General features: G+C 70.4%; 16 protein-coding genes. 10 read left to right on the plus strand and 6 right to left on the minus strand.

The window, feature by feature from the left end; genetic code table 11:
* Positions 1–11: 11 nt before the first annotated feature.
* Complete coding sequence (locus ABZ434_RS01440) at positions 12–224, plus strand: hypothetical protein (protein ID WP_359131222.1); 213 nt, start codon at positions 12–14, stop codon at positions 222–224.
* Between the two features lie 96 nt (positions 225–320).
* Here ABZ434_RS01440 and ABZ434_RS01445 read toward each other — a convergent pair whose 3' ends face one another.
* Positions 321–524 carry a hypothetical protein gene (locus tag ABZ434_RS01445; protein WP_359131224.1) on the minus strand — a complete coding sequence of 68 codons (204 nt, stop codon included), beginning with the start codon at positions 522–524 and terminating at the stop codon, positions 321–323.
* A 297-nt stretch (positions 525–821) separates the two neighbouring features.
* Positions 822–1,301 (minus strand): Lrp/AsnC family transcriptional regulator, encoded by a 480-nt coding sequence (locus tag ABZ434_RS01450; protein WP_359131225.1) that lies wholly within the window; start codon positions 1,299–1,301, stop codon positions 822–824.
* 94 nt (positions 1,302–1,395) lie between these two features.
* On the opposite strand from ABZ434_RS01450, the gene ABZ434_RS01455 reads away from it, so the two are divergent.
* On the plus strand, positions 1,396–2,247 hold the full coding sequence (locus ABZ434_RS01455; protein ID WP_359131227.1) for an LLM class flavin-dependent oxidoreductase: 852 nt from the start codon (positions 1,396–1,398) through the stop codon (positions 2,245–2,247).
* Positions 2,244–2,672: a nucleoside deaminase gene (locus tag ABZ434_RS01460; protein ID WP_359131228.1), complete on the plus strand. Its 429-nt coding sequence runs from the start codon at positions 2,244–2,246 to the stop codon at positions 2,670–2,672. The genes ABZ434_RS01455 and ABZ434_RS01460 overlap by 4 nt, the downstream gene beginning before the upstream one ends.
* A gap of 320 nt (positions 2,673–2,992) precedes the next feature.
* Here the strand turns inward: ABZ434_RS01460 and ABZ434_RS01465 are convergent, their stop codons facing one another.
* The 3 genes from ABZ434_RS01465 to ABZ434_RS01475 form a co-directional block, all read right to left on the minus strand.
* Positions 2,993–3,484: a hypothetical protein gene (locus ABZ434_RS01465; RefSeq protein ID WP_359131229.1), complete on the minus strand. Its 492-nt coding sequence runs from the start codon at positions 3,482–3,484 to the stop codon at positions 2,993–2,995.
* 11 nt (positions 3,485–3,495) lie between these two features.
* Positions 3,496–5,589 (minus strand): PrsW family glutamic-type intramembrane protease, encoded by a 2,094-nt coding sequence (locus ABZ434_RS01470; protein ID WP_359131230.1) that lies wholly within the window; start codon positions 5,587–5,589, stop codon positions 3,496–3,498.
* Between the two features lie 183 nt (positions 5,590–5,772).
* A complete protein-coding gene (locus ABZ434_RS01475) occupies positions 5,773–9,066 on the minus strand; it encodes a S41 family peptidase (protein ID WP_359131232.1) in 3,294 nt (1,097 codons plus the stop codon).
* Between the two features lie 167 nt (positions 9,067–9,233).
* Between ABZ434_RS01475 and ABZ434_RS01480 the strand changes: the two genes are divergently transcribed.
* Both ABZ434_RS01480 and ABZ434_RS01485 read left to right on the plus strand, forming a co-directional pair.
* On the plus strand, positions 9,234–9,806 hold the full coding sequence (locus ABZ434_RS01480; RefSeq protein WP_359131234.1) for a TetR/AcrR family transcriptional regulator: 573 nt from the start codon (positions 9,234–9,236) through the stop codon (positions 9,804–9,806).
* 123 nt (positions 9,807–9,929) lie between these two features.
* On the plus strand, positions 9,930–12,164 hold the full coding sequence (locus ABZ434_RS01485; RefSeq protein ID WP_359131235.1) for an MMPL family transporter: 2,235 nt from the start codon (positions 9,930–9,932) through the stop codon (positions 12,162–12,164).
* Positions 12,165–12,363: 199 nt separating this feature from the next.
* On the opposite strand, the gene ABZ434_RS01490 is transcribed toward ABZ434_RS01485, so the two are convergent.
* Positions 12,364–12,723 (minus strand): SsgA family sporulation/cell division regulator, encoded by a 360-nt coding sequence (locus tag ABZ434_RS01490; protein WP_359131236.1) that lies wholly within the window; start codon positions 12,721–12,723, stop codon positions 12,364–12,366.
* 187 nt (positions 12,724–12,910) lie between these two features.
* On the opposite strand from ABZ434_RS01490, the gene ABZ434_RS01495 reads away from it, so the two are divergent.
* From ABZ434_RS01495 to ABZ434_RS01515, 5 genes are all read left to right on the plus strand, one after another.
* Complete coding sequence (locus ABZ434_RS01495; protein ID WP_359131237.1) at positions 12,911–13,975, plus strand: energy-coupling factor ABC transporter permease; 1,065 nt, start codon at positions 12,911–12,913, stop codon at positions 13,973–13,975.
* On the plus strand, positions 13,975–14,736 hold the full coding sequence (gene cbiQ, locus ABZ434_RS01500; protein WP_359131238.1) for a cobalt ECF transporter T component CbiQ: 762 nt from the start codon (positions 13,975–13,977) through the stop codon (positions 14,734–14,736). The genes ABZ434_RS01495 and cbiQ overlap by 1 nt, the downstream gene beginning before the upstream one ends.
* A complete protein-coding gene (locus ABZ434_RS01505; protein WP_359131239.1) occupies positions 14,733–15,518 on the plus strand; it encodes an ABC transporter ATP-binding protein in 786 nt (261 codons plus the stop codon). The genes cbiQ and ABZ434_RS01505 overlap by 4 nt, the downstream gene beginning before the upstream one ends.
* Positions 15,519–15,584: 66 nt before the next feature.
* Positions 15,585–16,745: a serine hydrolase domain-containing protein gene (locus ABZ434_RS01510; protein WP_359131420.1), complete on the plus strand. Its 1,161-nt coding sequence runs from the start codon at positions 15,585–15,587 to the stop codon at positions 16,743–16,745.
* On the plus strand, positions 16,742–17,536 hold the full coding sequence (locus tag ABZ434_RS01515) for an SDR family NAD(P)-dependent oxidoreductase (protein WP_359131240.1): 795 nt from the start codon (positions 16,742–16,744) through the stop codon (positions 17,534–17,536). The genes ABZ434_RS01510 and ABZ434_RS01515 overlap by 4 nt, the downstream gene beginning before the upstream one ends.
* Positions 17,537–17,852 lie beyond the last annotated feature (316 nt).

A 17,852-nucleotide genomic window follows, 5' to 3' on the forward strand; every position in this document is an offset into this window, starting at 1 on the left:
GAGTGAACAGCATGGGCATCGCCGACCAGTTCAAGGACAAGGCGCAGGAGCTTGCCGACCAGGGTCAGAAGAAGATGAAGGGCGGCAAGGGCGAGAGCCAGCGCCAGGGCCAGGGCCAGGACCGTCGCCAGGACGCGTCCGACCGGGCCCGTCAGGCGTCCGAGCAGGGTCGTGACCGCGCCCATGGTGCGGCGGACGACGTGCAGGAGCGCTTCGACCGTTGACGTCGCGTTTCTGAGCGTTGCGTGCTGAGGGGCGCACCCGGTTCGTTCCGGGTGCGCCCTTCCGCGTGGCGCGGGTGCCGTACCCCGGCCGGTCCTTCAAGTGCGTTCGGCAGTTGCTTCGACCGGCTTCACGAGGGGCCCGAGCAGCCGTGGCAGGTCGTCCTCCGAGGCAAGCACCGGCCGGTCCTGCCAGGTGTGCTCGGTGCCGGAGTCGACGAAGAGCAGGGAAGCGGCACCCGACTGCCACAGGGCCACCATCCCCGTGCGCTCGCCCGATTCCAGCGTCAGCCTCGCTGCCATGGCTTTCGGCCGCCGTAGCGACGGGGTCCCCGGGTCCGGCAGCTTCACTGTGGAGTCGATCCCACGAGAGCGGAGCTCGTGATCATGGGCGGGATGTCAGCTCTTGAGCCACTGAGCGATCTCTGACATGGCGCCCCCACCCGGGCCTCGTACGAGCCGTCCACTCGATCGCAAGGCCCCCGTCACCGCCACCGGCGCGATTGCTCGCGGCGAGGTCGGGGCTCGGGCCCGGGACCGTTCGTCCTCGCCCCACTCGCTGTCCTGCACGGCTCGGCCGTTTCGCCGAACCGCACGTGGTCAAGGGAGTGTTGCTTCCTTCGAAGGCGGAGCGCAGGGCTCCCGCGGGCCCCGGAACGGCAGTGTCCGGCTGAAGACGAGATTGGTGGTCGTGCTCCCGAACTCGGCCAGCGCGTCCACGACTTCCTCCAGATGGGCCATCGAGGTGGCTGCCACCTTCAGGACGTAGCAGTCGTCCCCGGTGGTACGCAGACACTCCAGGATCTCCGGACGCTCCCTGAGCATCCGGCGCAACGGCTCGTGCCTGCTCCCCGGGTACTTGAGCCGGACGACCGCCAGGGCCACATACCCGGCCCGCTCCAGATCCACCTCGGCCCGGTACCCCGTGACCACCCCGGCCGCCTCCAGCCGCCGCACCCGCTCCGTCGTCGCCGAGGCGCTCAGGTTCACCCGCCGGGCCAGCTCCGTGAAGGCGATCCTGCCGTCCCGCTGGAGCTCGTCCAGGATCGCCCAGTCCGTCGCGTCGAGATTCTCGGCCATCTGCCCAGATTACCGGGAGATCCACGGGTGAAGTCGGCCTGGACAGGCAGGAATCACTTCTGCCGGCCCGTACGGCGTGGCTAGGCTCGACCGGGTGAAGACCGGAGTGAACGTCCCCAATTTCGGACCCGGCACCGACCCCGGAGTCCTGCGCGACTGGGCCCGGACGGTGGAGGGCCAGGGCTTCGACCTGTTGATGCTGTCCGACCACATCGCCATCACGCCCGACGTCGCCGAGCAGTATCCCGCCCCCTTCTACGAGCCCTTCACCACCTTGTCCTGGCTGGCCGGCCTCACCACCCGGGTCAGGCTCGGCACGACTGTCCTCATCGCCCCCTACCGGCACGCCCTGCTCACCGCCCGGATGGCGGCCAACCTGAACGAGCTGAGCGGCGGTCGCCTGGTCCTCGGTGTGGGGGTGGGCTGGGCCCGCCAGGAGTTCGCCGCCCTCGGCATCCCCTTCGAGCAGCGCGGACGGCTGACCGACGGCGTACTGCGGGACGTGCGGGAGGCCTGGGCGGACACGGCCGGATACGGGAACAGGAGGATCCCGCTGTGGGTCGGTGGCAACAGCGACGCGGGAATGCGCCGGGCCGTGAGACTCGGGGACGCCTGGCACCCGCTGCGCTGCACGATGCCCTGGCTGCGGGAAGCGGCGGACCGGCTGAAGGTGTGCGCGGACGAACACCACCTGCCCGTACCCGCCTTCGCACCCCGGATCGCGCTCCGCCCCACCACGGCACCGGTCATCGGCCCGGAACGCCTCGCCGGTGAGGGCACGATCGACCAGATCATGGACGACCTCGACCAACTGAGGCTGCTGGGCGCCGACACGGTCGTCCTCGACCCGTACAACGGCGACCCGCGCGAGATCAGCCACCCGGAGCCGGCCTGGGACGTACTCGCCGCGGTGGCCGCTCACCTCCACCTGACGGAGCAGTCATGACCACGCCCGCCGACCACACCCTCCTCAGGCGCGCCATCGCCCTCGCGGCCGAGGCACGCGAGAGCGGCAACCCGCCGTTCGGCTCGCTGCTGGCGGCCCCGGACGGGACGGTCCTGGCCGAGGACCGCAACACGACGCTCACCGAGCGGGACATCACCGCGCACCCCGAACTGAAGCTCGCGAGGTGGGCGGCGAGGGAACTGGACGCGGCCACGGCGGCGGCCACCACGATGTACACCAGCTGCGAGCCGTGCACGATGTGCGAGGCGGTCATCCAGCAGGCGGGGCTGCGGCGGGTGGTGTTCGCCCTGTCCGGCGCACAGCTCCTGGACATCAGGCCGGGCAGCGGCCGCCGGCCCGTGCCGCAGGAGGGACCGGCGCTGCTGGAGGAGGTGCGGGCGGTGGTCGCCGGCTACTACGGCTGACCACCGTTCACGAGGTGCTTCAGGACGACTTGCCGGCTCGACGAAGGGCGCCCGGGCGGCCGCGTCCACGACGAGCACGGGCCCGTGGGGGCGCTTCGCATCGCGGATGGGGACGTGGCCGGGGTGGCCGTGTCGGAGTTGCTGACGAACGTGCGCGTGCAACTCGCAGCGGCAGCCCGGGAGAACAGCCTGATGCGAGCTGCGGGCTGCGTCCGGTTGATGCCGCCCATGGCGTCAAGTACAAGGTCTTCCGGTGATCCTCTTCCGGTCACATGCTGACGCGTGGGCGAGGATGAGGACGACCTTGATAGAGCTGGCAGTCAGGGTTGGTTGCGGTCACGTCGCACGAGCGAATCATATTCCCCGAATTCTGGAATTCTCTCCCAGTTAAGGGTGACATCGATTTCCCGGCTCTCCTTGGAGGATTCTTCCCCGGACTCAATGGTTCGATGGGCGACGCCGTCGGGGGTGAAGTCGTACGATTCCGTGTAGGTGGCGTCCGCGTATCCTCCGCGTACCTGCGAATCTCCGTATTCGTATCGCCTTGCTCCGTCGAGAAAGAGTAGGCCGTTGATCAATGAGAATGAATAGCGCAACTCGTCGCGGCCGTAGTGGTCCATGAAGATGACTCCGGCGTATTCGGTCTCCCAGCGGATCTCGACGCGCAGGGTCGGAGAGTGCTGCCCATCGGGGGCGGGAATGGCGGTGTACAGCTGACCGGACGAGTGCCGGGCGCGGGCCTTCTTTTCGGTCAACGGAGTGATGGGGCGTTCGAGAAGCTTGTTCCATCGTTCGCTGTACGTCCAGTTCATGGTTCCTGATCCTATCCCGTCGGGAGTTTGTGGATGAATCCCTTGATGTCTCTGATTATCACGCCGCTGTTCTCTGCGTCCTTGAGCGCCCATTTCGGGACTGGGGAATTTTGAACGGGGACCTCAAGGTAGTAATCACCTTCCAGTCTCTTGCCTATGAGATCCGGGTACTCCTTACGCGCCTTTGCTGTGTCCGGGATCTTGGTGCCTTCCTTGTATTTGCCAAGCAGTTCACTCAGGTTCCTCCGGAACGTGCTTCGTTTGATCTTGGCTATCTGCGTATTCTTTCGCGACACGATTTCTCTGCCCGGGCGATACGAGTCAAGGTATTTTCCATTCTCGAGATAGATCTCGTTGGCAGGGTAGCGGGGCCAATTGTCGCTGTTGAACTGACGTCCCTTTTTCCACCGTTCCTTGAGCCACTGCGGCGTCGTGCGACCCTCGCCGCCCGACCCACTCGTACTCGCCACCTGGGACCCCGCCGCCATGAGGACCACGCCCGCAGTGCCGAGGAGGGCGGCATTGACAGCGGCTTCGGCGGTGACGGCGCCCACCACTCCGACGCCGGCGAGTGCGAGTCCGCCGGGCGGGAACAGGGCGAGGAGCGAGATCAGGAGGAGGGCGAAGCCGAGGTGGACCAAGAAGTCGTCAAGGGCATCGAGCAGGTGGAGCGTGGTGGGGACGGCCTTGCCGCCGGGGCCGGCGTCGCCCAGTCCCCGGTAGAGGAGCAGGAGCCCGGTGGTGGCGCCTCCCAGGGCGGTCGCGATGCGGAAGCGGTGGGCGGCCAGGGGCTCGCCGTGTGGCTGGATCGAGGTCGGCTGCCAGGTGCGGAGCAGAGTGATCAGCTGCCAGGCGATCCAGGCCAGGGCTGCGATTCCGAAGCCCATCAGGATCTTCGGGCCGTTGCCCGTGGCGAAGTGCTCCTGCAGTTCGGCGGTGGAGGTGAACGAGCCGACGCCCAGGACGAGCAGCCCGGGGAGCATGAGCACGCAAGGAATGAGGAGCAGCCATCTGCGCCCTTGAGTGCCGGAGCGGGCGGCCTTGAGGCGGGCGCGTATCTCTTCGGGGTGCCAGGCTCTCTGCCGGTCGGTGGCGTCCATCTGTTCGGTGATCCGGGCTACTGCCTGGCGGAGCGGCTCGGTCTCGCGTGGAGGCGAGAGGGCGGTGGCGTACAGCAGGGAGCGGCGGAGCCGGATGTAGCGCAATGCGATGAGCAGCGTCCATCTCGGGCGCCAGGAGGCGTAGCGGAGCATGGCGGCCGCCGCGTCGCCGTCGGTCCGTTCGGCAGTCGGCAGCACTCCCGGAACAGTGCGTTTGCCGCGGTGCAGTTGATACATGTCGAGGATCATGGCGATGGCCAGACACGCCAGGGGCACCGCCCAGGCCTGCTCGTTCAGGGCCTGCAGCCAGTGCTCGGCCTGCCCCCCGGGCTTCTCGGCCACGTAGTTGTTCACCGTGTGGTGCGCGGACGCGGCCGCCACGGGCAGGACCGCCAGTGAGCGCAACCAGCCCCGGGCTCGCCACAGCAAGCCGACGCCCAGCCCTGCCAAGGCCGTCCATACGAGGTGGGAGAAGGTCTCGGCGACCTGTGGCCCGACGATGGCCGACCGGCCGGTGGGGCCGGGCAGCCAAGCGGTGAACACCTGCTCCGGACCTGGGATGTACGGCGGCAAGAGACTGTCGGGGATGACCCACCCGCCGCCTGCGCGCGGGATCGCCCGGTTCGCGTCCAGTCCGTACCGGAGCACCGCCTCCAGGAGCCCGAACCCGGCTCCCAGTCCCGCACCCAGAACGACGAAGTCGGTGAGCCCCCACTGCCTGCGGACCTTGGCATACAGGCCGACGAGCAACAGCGGGGATACCTTGACCAGTTCCTCCAGCCAGGGAGCGACCGTGTAGCTGGAGGACCCCACCACGTCGGACAGCGGCCGCGCGGACTGGTCCGCATACAGGCGGGTGTAGGCAAGCTGCAGCAGGGCCGTCGCCACACCGCACCCGTACGCCCCCACCGCAACTGCCAGCAGCACCGTCGAGAGCCGTACCGACCGCGCAGGCCACGACAGCGCGAACAGTTGCAGCACACCCCAGACAGCAGCGACTGCCATCACCAACGCCATACCCGCCCCCGGCACCCGAAACACATGTGAAGTTCGCAAAAGCGAACGTCATGGTAAGGGTGTGTCGGGCCACGGACAAGCGAGTATGCGGACACAACTGTCAAGCCAGTGGGGCCGGACCGGGCGTCTCGTACGGCTCCGGCTTTTCGTGGGTGCCGGCTCGGAGTTGCTTCAGCGCTCCCGCCGCGGCGGCAGCGGCGGCCGCCTTCGGTTCGGGGCCGTCTCGTAGGTCGGTGGCGTCGCCGGCGGGTGCGCGGCGAGCAGGTCCAGGGCGACCCGGACCGCGTCGTCGAGCACCGCGTGGCGGCCCTCCGCCCAGTCGAGCGGGGTGCGCAGGGCCTCCAGGTCCGGTTCGACGCCGTGGTTCTCGACCGACCAGCCGTACGTGTCGAACCAGGCCGCGTTCATCGGGACCGTGATCACCGTGCCGTCGCCCAGGCGGTGGCGCCCGGTCATGCCGACGACCCCGCCCCAGGTCCGCTGGCCCACCACGGGGCCCAGCTTCAGCAGCCGGAACGCGGCGGTGATCATGTCGCCGTCGGAGGACGTCGCCTCGTCGGCGAGGGCGACCACCGGGCCGCGGGGGGCGTTGGAGGCGTACGACACCGGCTGGGCGTCGCGGGTGAGGTCCCAGCCGAGGATCTTGCGGGTGAGCTTCTCCACCACCAGTTCGCTGATGTGGCCGCCCGCGTTGCCGCGTACGTCGACGATCAGGGCCGGGCGGGATACCTCCAGGCGCAGGTCCCGGTTGAACTGGGCCCAGCCGGAGCCGCCCATGTCGGGGATGTGCAGGTAGCCGCAGCGGCCGTCGCTCAGCTCCCGTACGACCTCGCGGCGTTTGGCGACCCAGTCCTGGTAGCGCAGCGGGCGTTCGTCGACCAGCGGGACGATCGCGACGCGACGGGAGCGGCCCTCGCCCTCGGCGGGCCTGAAGGTCAGCTCGACCGTGGTGCCGCCCGCTGCGGAGAGGAGGGGGTAGGGGCCGGTGACCGGGTCGACCGGGCGGCCGTCGACGTGGGTGAGGACCGCGCCCTCACGGATGCCCGTACCGGCCAGCGGGGAGCGGGCCTTGGAGTCCGAGGAGTCGCCGGGGAGGATGCGCCGGAGGGTCCATTCGCCGTCCCGGCAGAGGAAGTTGGCGCCCAGCAGGCCGATCGCCCGCTGGTAGTGCGGCGGGCCCTCGTTGCGGCGGGCGGGGGAGACGTACGCGTGCGAGGTGCCGAGCTCGCCGAGCACCTCTCGCAGGAGATCCGCGAACTCGTCGGGCGTGGCGACCCGTTCGACCAGGGGGCGGTACTGGTCGAGGATCGCGGGCCAGTCGATGCCGCACATGTCCGGCTCCCAGAAGTAGGAGCGGATGATGCGGCCCGCCTCGCCGTACGCCTGCCGCCACTCCGCCGCCGGATCGGCCTCGTGCAGGATGCGGCGCAGGTCGATGTAGACGGTGGAGTCGTTGTCGCCGGGTTCGGTGGCGGGCACCGCGCGCAGTTCGCCGTCGTCCATGACGACGAGGCGGGAGGCGTCTCCGCTGACGGCGAACCAGTCGAGGTGGTCGACCAGCTCGGTCTTCTTCGCCTTGGCGATGTTGAAGTGCTCCAGGGTCGGCCGGCCCGACATGTCCGCCGGGTTGGCGAACGTCTCGCCGAGCGCGCCGGAGATCGGCCAGCGCAGCCAGACAAGGCCGCCCCCGCTGACCGGGTACAGCGCCGAGTACTTGGACGCGGAGACCGGGAACGGCGTGACCCGGCTCTCCAGGCCCTCGAACTCCACGGTGACCGTGGAGCCTTCCGCCGTACCCGCCTCGGCGGAGTCCACCGGGTCGAGTCCGCCCGCCGCAGGCCGGCCGTCGGGGGAGAGGGCGAAGGGGGAGGGGGTCGCCGAGGAGAGCGGGACGAGGTAGGGGCGGCAGCCGAGGGGGAAGGAGAGGTCGCCGGTGTGCACGTCGTACACCGGGTCGAAGCCGCGCCAGGAGAGGAAGGCGAGATAGCGCCCGTCGCCCGTGAAGACGGGGTTCTCGTCCTCGAAGCGGCCGTTGGTGACGTCGACGACGGAGGGGGCGCCGGGGCCCTGGATGCGGGCGAGCTTGATCTGGCGCAGGGAGCGGCCGATGCCGGGGTGCGACCAGGTGAGCCAGGCGCCGTCCGGGGAGAACGCCAGATCACGGACCGGGCCGTTGTCGGAACGGATCAGTTCCGTGGGCTCGCCGGTGGACGTCTCCTCGTCGGTGTCCAGGAGGAGCAGCCGGCCGTCGTGCGAGGCGATCGCCAGCCGTTCGCCGTCCGGGTCGGAGATCATCTCCTGGACCCGGCCGAGCATGCCGGGGGCGAGCCGGATCCGTGGGCGGTCGCCGCTGGCCCGTGGCAGGGTGGCGATCTCGATCGCGTCCTCGCCGTCCGCGTCGGTGACGTACGCGACCTGGCCGCCGCTGCCGAGCATCTCCGGCAGCCGGACCCGGACGCCGGGAGTGTCCGTGATGGTGCGGGCGGGGCCGTCGCGGTGGGTGAGCCAGTACAGGCTGCCACGCACCGATACGGCGCTGGCCCGGCCGGTCTCGTCCACGGAGAGGGAGTCGACGTTGCTGGCGGCCGGCACCTGGTACGTGCGGCGCCCCGCGCGCGGTCCGCCGAGCCGGACCTCCAGCTTCCGGGGCACGGCGTCGGGTGACTGGAGATCGTCGACCAGCCACAGCTCGCCCGCGCACTGGTAGACGACGCGCCGCCCGTCGCTGGAGGCGTGCCGGGCGTAGAACGCGTCGTGGTCCGTGTGGCGGCGCAGATCGCCGCCGTCGGGCCGGCAGGAGTAGAGGTTGCCGACGCCCTCGTGGTCGGAGAGGAACGCGATGCGGCCCCCGACGAACATCGGGGAGTCCAGGTGTCCGCCGATGTCCGGGAGCAGCCGCTCACCGTGCAGCCACAGACGTCCGGTCGCGCCGCCCCGGTACCGCTTCCAGGCGGCCGGCTCGTGCGGCGGCTTTCCGGTGAGCAGCAGGGTGCGGCGCTCGCCCTCGATCTCCGCGACGGCGATGTCGGAGACCGGGCCCCAGGGCAGCCGGCCGCCGGGGCTGCCGTCCGTGGGCACGCTGTAGGCCCAGGAGAAGTACGAGAACGGCTGCCGGTGCGAGGACACGGCGAGGATCTGCGCGCTGTCCCCGGGGTCGGGGGTCCAGCCGCAGACCCGGGCGTCCGTGGAACCCCAGTAGGTGAGCCGGCGGGCCGGGCCGCCGGCGACGGGCGCCAGGTGGATCTCGGGGTCGAGGCTGCGCCAGGTCGTGTAGGCGATCCGGGTGCCGTCGGGCGAGAAGCGCGGATGGCTCACTCTGGTGCGATCGACGGTGACACGCCAGGCGCGTCCGGGAACCTCGCCCTCGGCGACGAGGGGGGCCACCCAGAGATCGTCCTCCGCCGCGAAGCAGAGCAGATCCTCGTGGACGTGCGGGAACCGGAGATACGAGACGTCGTCACTCACCCCCCAATGCTTTCGGTGGGAGGGGACCGCGGCAACTTGTGGTGCGGAACACAAGCGAAACGGTTTCGTTTCGCTGGATGGTCGGAGTACCGTCGAGGTGTACGAAACAGTTTCGTTCGATTGACTGACGTACGAAACACCCGAGCTCAGGGAACAGGAGGTCGACCATGGCACGCACACGGCTCACGCCCGAGCGTGAGAGCGAGCTGTACGCCGCCGTGCTCGACCTGCTCCGCGAGGTCGGCTACGACGCCCTCACGATGGACGCCGTCGCCGCGCGCACCCGTTCCAGCAAGGCCACCCTCTACCGCCAGTGGGGGAGCAAGCCCGAGCTCGTCGTCACGGCCCTGCGGCACAACAAGCCCGTTTCCCTCGGCGATGTCGACACCGGCACGCTGCGCGGCGACTTCCATGCCGTCCTGAGCCGTAGTGACGACTGTCAGATGGAGAAGGACTCCGCGCTGATGCGGGGCCTGAGCCATGCCGTCCACGAGAACCCCGATCTGCACCAGGCCCTGCGCGAACTGCTGATCGAGCCGGAGATGACCGGTCTCGACATATTGCTGCGCCGAGCCGTGGACCGGGGAGAGCTGCGTCCGGAGAACCCGGCGCTGCCGTACGTACCCCACATGATGATCGGCGCCTTCGTCGCGCGCCAACTGGTCGAGGACCGCGCCGTCGACCAGGCGTTCCTTCTCGACTACGTCGACTCCGTGATCCTCCCCGCTCTCGGAGTCTGACCCCCCGTCCCTGTTCCACCCCGTACGGCCCCTCCCCAAGCCCCACCTGACACGCCGCTCTCGTCGTCGGGCTGGTTCCTCACGCCCTTTTCCACTCAACGACCTGACCGGGAGTACGCCTCCGTGGCCACATTCCTTTACAAGCTCGGACGGCTCGCCTTCCGGCGCCGCCGCTATGTCGCCCTGATCTGGGTGGCGTTGCTGGCGCTCGCCGGATTCGGCGCGGCCTCCGCGTCCACCGCCACCTCCAGCTCCTTCTCGATCCCGGGTACGGAGGCCCAGAAGGCCTTCGACCTGCTGGAACAGCGATTCCCCGCGGCCAGCGCCGACGGCGCGACCGCGCGCATCGTCTTCAAGGCCCCCGAGGGCGAGAAGATGACGGACCCGGCCAACAAGGCCGACGTCCAGAAGCTCACCGGTGAGCTGAAGTCGGGCTCGGACCAGATCGCCTCGGTCGTCGACCCGTACACCGGCAACGCCGTCTCCAAGAACGGCACGACCGCGTACGTCTCGGTGACCTACAAGGTCAACTCCATGGAGCTGACCGACAAGACCCGCGACTCCCTGGAGGACGTGGGCGAGAGCGCGCAGAAGACCGGGATGACCGTGGAGATCGGTGGTGACGCGCTCCAGGTGATGCCGGAGACGGGTGCCACCGAGGTCATCGGCATCGCGCTGGCCGCGGTGGTGCTCGTCATCACCTTCGGCTCGCTCATCGCGGCGGGGCTGCCGCTGCTGACCGCCCTGATCGGTGTCGGGATCGGCGTCTCGTCGATCACCGCGCTGGCCAATGTCCTGGACCTGGGCTCGACCACCTCCACCCTCGCGATGATGATCGGCCTCGCGGTCGGCATCGACTACGCGCTCTTCATCGTCTCCCGCTACCGGGCCGAACTGGCCGAGGGCCGGGAGCGCGAGGAAGCGGCCGGACGTGCCGTCGGCACCGCGGGCTCCGCGGTCGTCTTCGCCGGGCTCACCGTGGTCATCGCCCTGGTCGGCCTGGCCGTCGTCAACATCCCGATGCTGTCGAAGATGGGCTTCGCCGCGGCCGGCACGGTCGCGATCGCCGTCCTCATCGCCCTCACCCTCGTCCCGGCCATGCTCGGCTTCGTGGGCAAGCGGGTCATGGGACGCAAGGCGCGCAAGGCCGCCGAGGCGGAGAACAGGCCCGACGCCAAGCCGAACATGGGCACCCGCTGGGCGCGGTTCGTGCTGCGCAAGCCGGTGTGGGTGCTCCTGGTCGGCGTCCTCGGCCTGGGTGCGATCGCGGTCCCGGCCGCGTCCCTGGAGATGGGCCTGCCGGACGACGGCTCCCAGCCCACCAGCACCACCCAGCGCCGCGCCTACGACCTGCTCTCGGACGGCTTCGGCCCCGGCTTCAACGGCCCGCTGATGGTGGTCGTCGACACGGCGAACAGCTCGGACGGCAAGGCCGCCGCCAAGCAGGTCACCGACGAGATCTCCGGCATGAAGGGTGTCGTCGCGGTCAGCCCGGCCAACTTCAACAAGGCCGGCGACGCCGCGATGATCACGGTCGTCCCGAAGGACCGGCCGAGCTCCGTCGAGACGGAGAACGTGGTCCACGCGATCCGCGACGCGGGCAAGGACATCAAGTCCGACACCGGCGCCGAGGTCCTGGTCACCGGCTCCACCGCGATGAACATCGACTTCTCGCAGAAGATGAACGACGCGCTGCTGCCGTACCTGGCGCTCGTCGTCGGCCTTGCCTTCCTGCTCCTGATGCTGGTCTTCCGGTCGGTGCTGGTGCCCCTGAAGGCGGCGCTCGGCTTCCTGCTCTCGGTGGTCGCCGCCCTGGGTGCGGTCGTCGCGGTCTTCCAGTGGGGCTGGCTCGGCTCGCTCCTGGGGGTCGAGCAGACCGGTCCGATCATGTCGATGATGCCGATCTTCATGGTGGGTGTGGTCTTCGGTCTCGCGATGGACTACGAGGTCTTCCTCGTCACCCGGATGCGGGAGGCGTACGTCCACGGGGAGAAGCCCGGCCAGGCGATCGTCACCGGCTTCAAGCACGGTGCCCGGGTCGTCACGGCCGCAGCGGTGATCATGATCGCGGTCTTCTCCGGGTTCATCGGATCCAGCGAGTCGATGATCAAGATGATCGGCTTCTCGCTCGCCATCGCCGTCTTCTTCGACGCGTTCGTCGTCCGCATGGCCATCGTGCCCGCGGTCCTCGCGCTGCTCGGGAAGCGTGCCTGGTGGCTGCCGCGCTGGCTGGACCGGGCGCTGCCCAACGTGGACGTCGAGGGTGAGGGCCTGCGCAAGGAGCTCGCCACCCCCTCCGACGACGCGGGCGACGCCGGCCCGGAGGCCGGGGGCGAGCGCGAGCTGACCCGCGTCTGATCCGGCCGGGCCGATCGGGCCGGCCTGAACCGGCCGGTCCGACGGCCGGTCCGGTCCGGCCGATGAGCCGCTGACCTCCGGGGCCGCGTCTGAGCGGAACGAGGCCCCGGAAGCGCCGGTTACCTGTGGGGACGGGGGACCGGGGCGACGAGAGCCCCCGTGCGCATGCGCACGGGGGCTCTCGTCCTGCCGTCGTGGATCAGGCGGGCGCGGTCTCGGCTCCGGCCCGGCTGTGGGTGCTGTGGGTGCGCCGCAGGAAGCGGATCAGTGGCGCGCAGTCGAACTGCACCACCTCGACGCCGCCCGCCGCATGACGTTCGACGACCAGCTGGACCCGGCCGCACGGCCAGATCCGGAGGCTTTCGTGTTCGACGGGGGAGCGCAGCCCGCGCTCCAGCAGATCGCGCGGAACGTCCCACTCGGAGCCGCCGGGGAAGGCGATCCGGATCGTGTCGGGGGCGTTCGCGGTGTCGTAGCGCAACTCCACCGGGACCACGGGCAGGTCGCGGGCGTCGGTGACGAGCCGGGCGCGGGCATGTTCTTTGATCACGGGGGACATGGGCCGGCTCCTCCTGTATATACGTCTTCGTCCTCTAATGTCCCATATTTTCATTAAAGAGCACTGTGAGAACTCTGGGCAGTTGTGACGCCCCCGCTCTTGCAAACGTTTCGCAACAAGGTCCTATCATTGAGAGGTTCACGACCCCGCGCAGCAATGCAGGAACGCAGGAAGCGGAGCCTCCCCCATGCATGTACCCGACGGATTCATCAACGCACCCGTCTCCGCCGTAGCCGGAGTCGTGGCCGCCGGTGCGGTGGCCGTCAGCCTCAAGGGGGCCCGGCGCGAACTGAACGAGCGCACCGCGCCACTGGCCGGGCTCGTCGCCGCCTTCATCTTCGCCGTGCAGATGCTGAACTTCCCCGTCGCGGCCGGCACCAGCGGGCACCTGCTCGGCGGGGCACTGGCCGCGATCCTCGTCGGTCCGTACACCGGCGTGCTCTGCATATCCGTCGTCCTGCTGATGCAGGGCATCCTCTTCGCGGACGGCGGGCTCACCGCGCTGGGTGTGAACATCCTCGACATGGGCGTCGTGACCACCGTCGTCGCGTACGCCCTCTTCCGCGGCCTCGTGAGCGTGCTGCCGCGCACCCGCCGCTCCATGACCGCGGCGTCCTTCGTCGCCGCGCTGGTCTCCGTGCCGGCCGCCGCCGCCGCGTTCACGCTGATGTACTGGATCGGCGGAACCACCGACATCCCGATCGGCAAGGTCTTCACCGCCATGGTCGGGGTCCACGTCCTGATCGGTCTCGGCGAGGCCGTGATCACCGCGCTGACCGTCGGCGCCGTCATCGCCGTCCGCCCCGACCTGGTGTACGGCGCCCGCGGTCTGACCGCCCCGCTCAAGCTCCGCGTCGACGGTGAGCTCGTCGACGCGCCCGCCGCGCCCACCCGTGAACCCGTCGCCGCACACCGCTCCCACCGGGGCGTGTGGGCCACCGGCCTGGTGACCGCGCTCGTCCTGGCCGGCTTCGTCTCCTTCTACGCCTCGGCGAACCCGGACGGCCTGGAGAAGGTCGCCACCGACCAGGGCATCGACAAGGAGGCCAAGGACCACGCGGCCAAGGACTCCCCGCTCGCCGACTACGGCGTCAAGGACGTCTCCGACGCCAGGATCTCCGGCGGACTGGCCGGAATCATCGGCGTCGGAGCCACCCTCGTCGTCGGCAGCGGCGCGTTCTACGTGGTCAGCCGTCGCCGCCGTGCGACGGACGAGCCCGTGGGCGACTCCCGTACCGGCGAGAAGGTCTGATGGGCGCCGGGCACGCCCACAAGCTCTACCGGCACGGGCACTCGCCGGTCCACGACCTGCCGCCCCACTGCAAACTCGCCGCCGTCTTCGCCTTCGTCGTGGTCGTCGTCATCACCCCGCGCGAGGCGATGTGGGCCTTCGCGCTCTACGCACTGCTGATCGCGGGCGCCGCCGCGGCAGCCCGCGTCCCGGCCGGCTTCCTGCTCAAGCGGCTGCTGATCGAGGTGCCGTTCGTCGCGTTCGCGCTGCTCATGCCGTTCGTCGTACCCGGCGAGCAGACGCACGTACTCGGTCTCTCCGTCAGCGTCCCCGGCCTCTGGGGCGCCTGGAACGTCCTCGCCAAGGGCACCCTCGGCGTCGCCGCCTCCGTCCTCCTCGCCTCCACCACCGAACTGCGCTCCCTGCTGCTCGGCCTCCAGCGCCTGAAGCTGCCGCCGATGCTCGTCCAGATCGCCTCCTTCATGATCCGCTACGGCGACGTGATCACCGACGAGATGCGCCGGATGTCCATCGCCCGCCGCTCGCGCGGATTCGAGGCACGCGGAATCAGGCACTGGGGGGTCCTGGGCAAGTCGGCGGGCGCCCTGTTCATCCGCTCGTACGAACGAGGCGAGCGCGTCCACCTCGCGATGGTCAGCCGCGGCTACACCGGCTCGATGCCGGTCATCGACGAGGTGACGGCCTCGCGCGCCCAGTGGGCGTACGCCTCGGCACTCCCCGTGCTCGCCCTCGTCGTCTGTCTGCTGGGATGGACCCTATGAGCCAGCCCCCCGCCGCCCCTGAGCCGACCCTGCCGCCGTCCCTCGAGGTCAGCGGTCTCGCCTACGCCTACCCCGACGGCCACCAGGCGCTCTTCGGCGTCGACCTGACCGTCGCGCGCGGTGAGCGGGTCGCCCTGCTCGGCCCGAACGGGGCCGGCAAGACCACTCTCGTCCTCCACCTCAACGGCATCCTCGACGCGGGCGCCGGTACCGTCCACGTCGCCGGACTCCCGGTCGACAAGCGCAACCTCGCCGAGATCCGCCGCCGCGTCGGCATCGTCTTCCAGGACCCCGACGACCAGCTCTTCATGCCGACCGTCCGCGAGGACGTCGCCTTCGGGCCCGCCGCCGGCGGGCTCCGCGGTGCCGAGCTGGAGGAGCGGGTCACCGAGGCCCTCAAGCAGGTGGGCATGGAGGAGTACGCCGACCGGCCGCCGCACCACCTCTCCTTCGGCCAGCGCCGCCGCATCGCCGTCGCCACGGTCCTCGCCATGCGACCGGAGATCCTCGTCCTGGACGAACCCTCCTCCAACCTGGACCCCGCGGCGCGACGCGAACTCGCGGACATCCTCCGGTCGTTGGACGTCACCGTGCTGATGGTGACGCACGACCTGCCGTACGCCCTGGAGCTCTGCGGCCGCGCGGTCATCCTCAGCGAGGGAGTCATCGCCGCCGACGACCGCACCCAGGACCTCCTGTGCGACGAGGAACTCATGCGCGCCCACCGGCTGGAGCTCCCCTTCGGGTTCGATCCGCGTTCCGTGACGGTGAACATGAGGTGACCCGCCCCACCCGCGACCTGCGGCGCAATGCACCATGGGGGGATGAGCGGGAGCGCAGGAGCAGGCGTGGACGTACGGGGCACGGCAGCACCCGGATTCGAACCGGTCCGGGATGCTTTCATCCGGAACTTCGAACAGCGGGGTGACCGCGGGGCGGCGGTCACCGTCTACCGGCACGGGCAGAAGGTCGTCGACCTGTGGGCCGGCACCAGAGACGTCGACGGCGCGGAACCGTGGGCGGTCGACACCGTGCAGATCGTCCGCTCGGCCGGCAAGGGCATCGCCGCCGCCGTCCCGCTGCTGCTGCACCAGCGCGGCCAGATCGACCTGCACGCCCCGGTCGGCACGTACTGGCCGGAGTTCAAGGCGAACGGCAAGGAACGCGTCCTCGTCCGCCACCTCCTCGCCCACCGGGCAGGGATCGCGGCCCTGGACCGGCCCCTGACGCCCGAGGAGGCGGCGGACGGGGTGAGCGGGCCGAGGGCGGTCGCCGCCCAGCGCCCCCAGTGGGAGCCCGGCACCGACCACGGCTACCACGCGCAGACCTACAGCTGGCTCGTCGGTGAACTGGTGCGGCGCGTCACCGGCCGGACCGTCGGCCGCTGGGTCGCCGAGGAGATCGCCCGCCCGCTCGGCCTGGACTTCTGGTTCGGGATCCCGGCCGACGAGGCGCACCGGGCCGGACGGATCGGCCCGGTCGAACCGCCCGCCGGGGACGGCACGGGCGCGCTGCGGATGCGGCCCAAACGCTCGGTCGTCGACGCGTACCGGGACCCGGAGTCGCTGACCCGCCGGGCGTTCGGCGCCATCGACCCGTTCCCCGACGAGAACGATCCCGGCTACCGGGCCGCCGAACTCCCCGCGTCCAACGGCATCGCCACCGCCCGCGGTCTGGCCCGCTGCTACGCCGCGATGATCGGCCCCGTCGACGGCCACCGGCTGTTCGCCCCCGCCACCCTCACCCTGGCCCGCACCGAGGAGTCGGCGGGACCGGACCGCGTCCTGGTCGTGGGCACCCGGTTCGGCCTCGGCTACATGCTCCACGGGTCGGCCTCCCCGTTCCTGGCCCCGGGCTCCTTCGGCCACCCGGGCCGGGGTGGTTCGCTGGGCTTCGCCGACCCCGAATCAGGCATCGCCTTCGGCTATGTGACGAACGGTCTGCAGAAGGGAGTCACCGCCGACCCCCGTGCCCAGGCACTGGTGCGCGCACTACGTTCGGTCGCATGACTTCTGCCGCGCTCCCGCGCTTCGACGAATACGGCGTCCTCATCACCGGCGCCGCCCAGGGCATCGGCGCCGCCACCGCCCGCCGGCTGGCCGCCGAGGGGGCCCGCGTCCTGGTCACCGACCTGGACGGCGACCGGGCGGAGGCGGTGGCGGCGCAGATCCGGGAGAGCGGCGGGGCGGCCGAGGCGCTCTCCTGCGACGTGGCCGACCGGGCGGCGGTCGAGGCGGCGGTGGCCCACGCCGTCTCGGTGTTCGGCGGGCTCGACGTGCTGGTCAACAACGCCTACGCGTGCACACCGGACGCGGCGCTCTTCGAGGACGAGCCGGACGAGGTCTGGCAGCGCGACCTGGACATCACGCTCTCCGGTGCCTACCGGTGTGCGCGTGCGGCGCTGCCGCACCTCGCCGCGTCGGGCAGGGGCGCGATCGTGAGCATCGGCTCGGTCAACGGTGTGCAGGACTTCGGCAACCACGCCTACAGCGCTGCCAAGGCGGGCCTGGCAAGCCTCACCCGTACGCTCGCCGGCCACGCGGGACCGCGCGGGGTGCGGGTCAACCTGGTCGCGCCCGGCACGGTCCGCACCGGCGGCTGGGCCGACCGGGAGGCCGAACTGGCCCGGGTGAGCGGCCTGTACCCGCTCGGCCGGGTCGGCGAACCGGAGGACATCGCGGCGGCCGTCGCCTTCCTCGCCTCGCGCGACGCCGCGTGGGTCACCGGCACGACACTGTGCGTGGACGGCGGGCTGACCGCGGTCAACACGGGCTTCCGGCAGGCGCTCACGCAGGAGTAGGGCCTCACACGGCACCGGCCTCCCGGGGGCAGTCCCGGGAGGCCGGTGCGCAGGGTGCGCCCGCCCCCTCGGACGGGAACACCCAGGTGCTGCTCCTGCCGCGGCCCCGTGTCGCACTGACCGGCGCGGAGAAGGACGAGTTCGCACGACTGCGACGGCGGGAACCGTGAGCAGCAGCAGATCATCGAGAACTTGAGACAGGTCGCGGTCTTCCTCGCCACGGAAACGATGAAGTAAGGGCTGTCCCGCAATTCCTGGCGGGCGTGCGGCGACAGCTACGACACCTCGCCGCATTGTCGAAACGCCCGAATGCATC

This window comes from Streptomyces sp. NPDC005761 (assembly GCF_040630635.1).
Taxonomy (GTDB): Bacteria; Actinomycetota; Actinomycetes; order Streptomycetales; family Streptomycetaceae; genus Streptomyces.

Bases quoted from the DNA above. Each gene is read 5' to 3' on its own strand.
- ABZ434_RS01495 (WP_359131237.1), top strand. From the start codon at position 12,911: ATGCATGTACCCGACGGATTCATCAACGCACCCGTCTCCGCCGTAGCC.
- ABZ434_RS01505 (WP_359131239.1), top strand. From the start codon at position 14,733: ATGAGCCAGCCCCCCGCCGCCCCTGAGCCGACCCTGCCGCCGTCCCTC.
- ABZ434_RS01470 (WP_359131230.1), bottom strand. From the start codon at position 5,589: ATGGCAGTCGCTGCTGTCTGGGGTGTGCTGCAACTGTTCGCGCTGTCG.
- ABZ434_RS01460 (WP_359131228.1), top strand. From the start codon at position 2,244: ATGACCACGCCCGCCGACCACACCCTCCTCAGGCGCGCCATCGCCCTC.
- ABZ434_RS01450 (WP_359131225.1), bottom strand. From the start codon at position 1,301: ATGGCCGAGAATCTCGACGCGACGGACTGGGCGATCCTGGACGAGCTC.
- ABZ434_RS01445 (WP_359131224.1), bottom strand. From the start codon at position 524: ATGGCAGCGAGGCTGACGCTGGAATCGGGCGAGCGCACGGGGATGGTG.
- cbiQ (WP_359131238.1), top strand. From the start codon at position 13,975: ATGGGCGCCGGGCACGCCCACAAGCTCTACCGGCACGGGCACTCGCCG.
- ABZ434_RS01465 (WP_359131229.1), bottom strand. From the start codon at position 3,484: ATGAACTGGACGTACAGCGAACGATGGAACAAGCTTCTCGAACGCCCC.
- ABZ434_RS01490 (WP_359131236.1), bottom strand. From the start codon at position 12,723: ATGTCCCCCGTGATCAAAGAACATGCCCGCGCCCGGCTCGTCACCGAC.
- ABZ434_RS01515 (WP_359131240.1), top strand. From the start codon at position 16,742: ATGACTTCTGCCGCGCTCCCGCGCTTCGACGAATACGGCGTCCTCATC.
- ABZ434_RS01440 (WP_359131222.1), top strand. From the start codon at position 12: ATGGGCATCGCCGACCAGTTCAAGGACAAGGCGCAGGAGCTTGCCGAC.
- ABZ434_RS01480 (WP_359131234.1), top strand. From the start codon at position 9,234: ATGGCACGCACACGGCTCACGCCCGAGCGTGAGAGCGAGCTGTACGCC.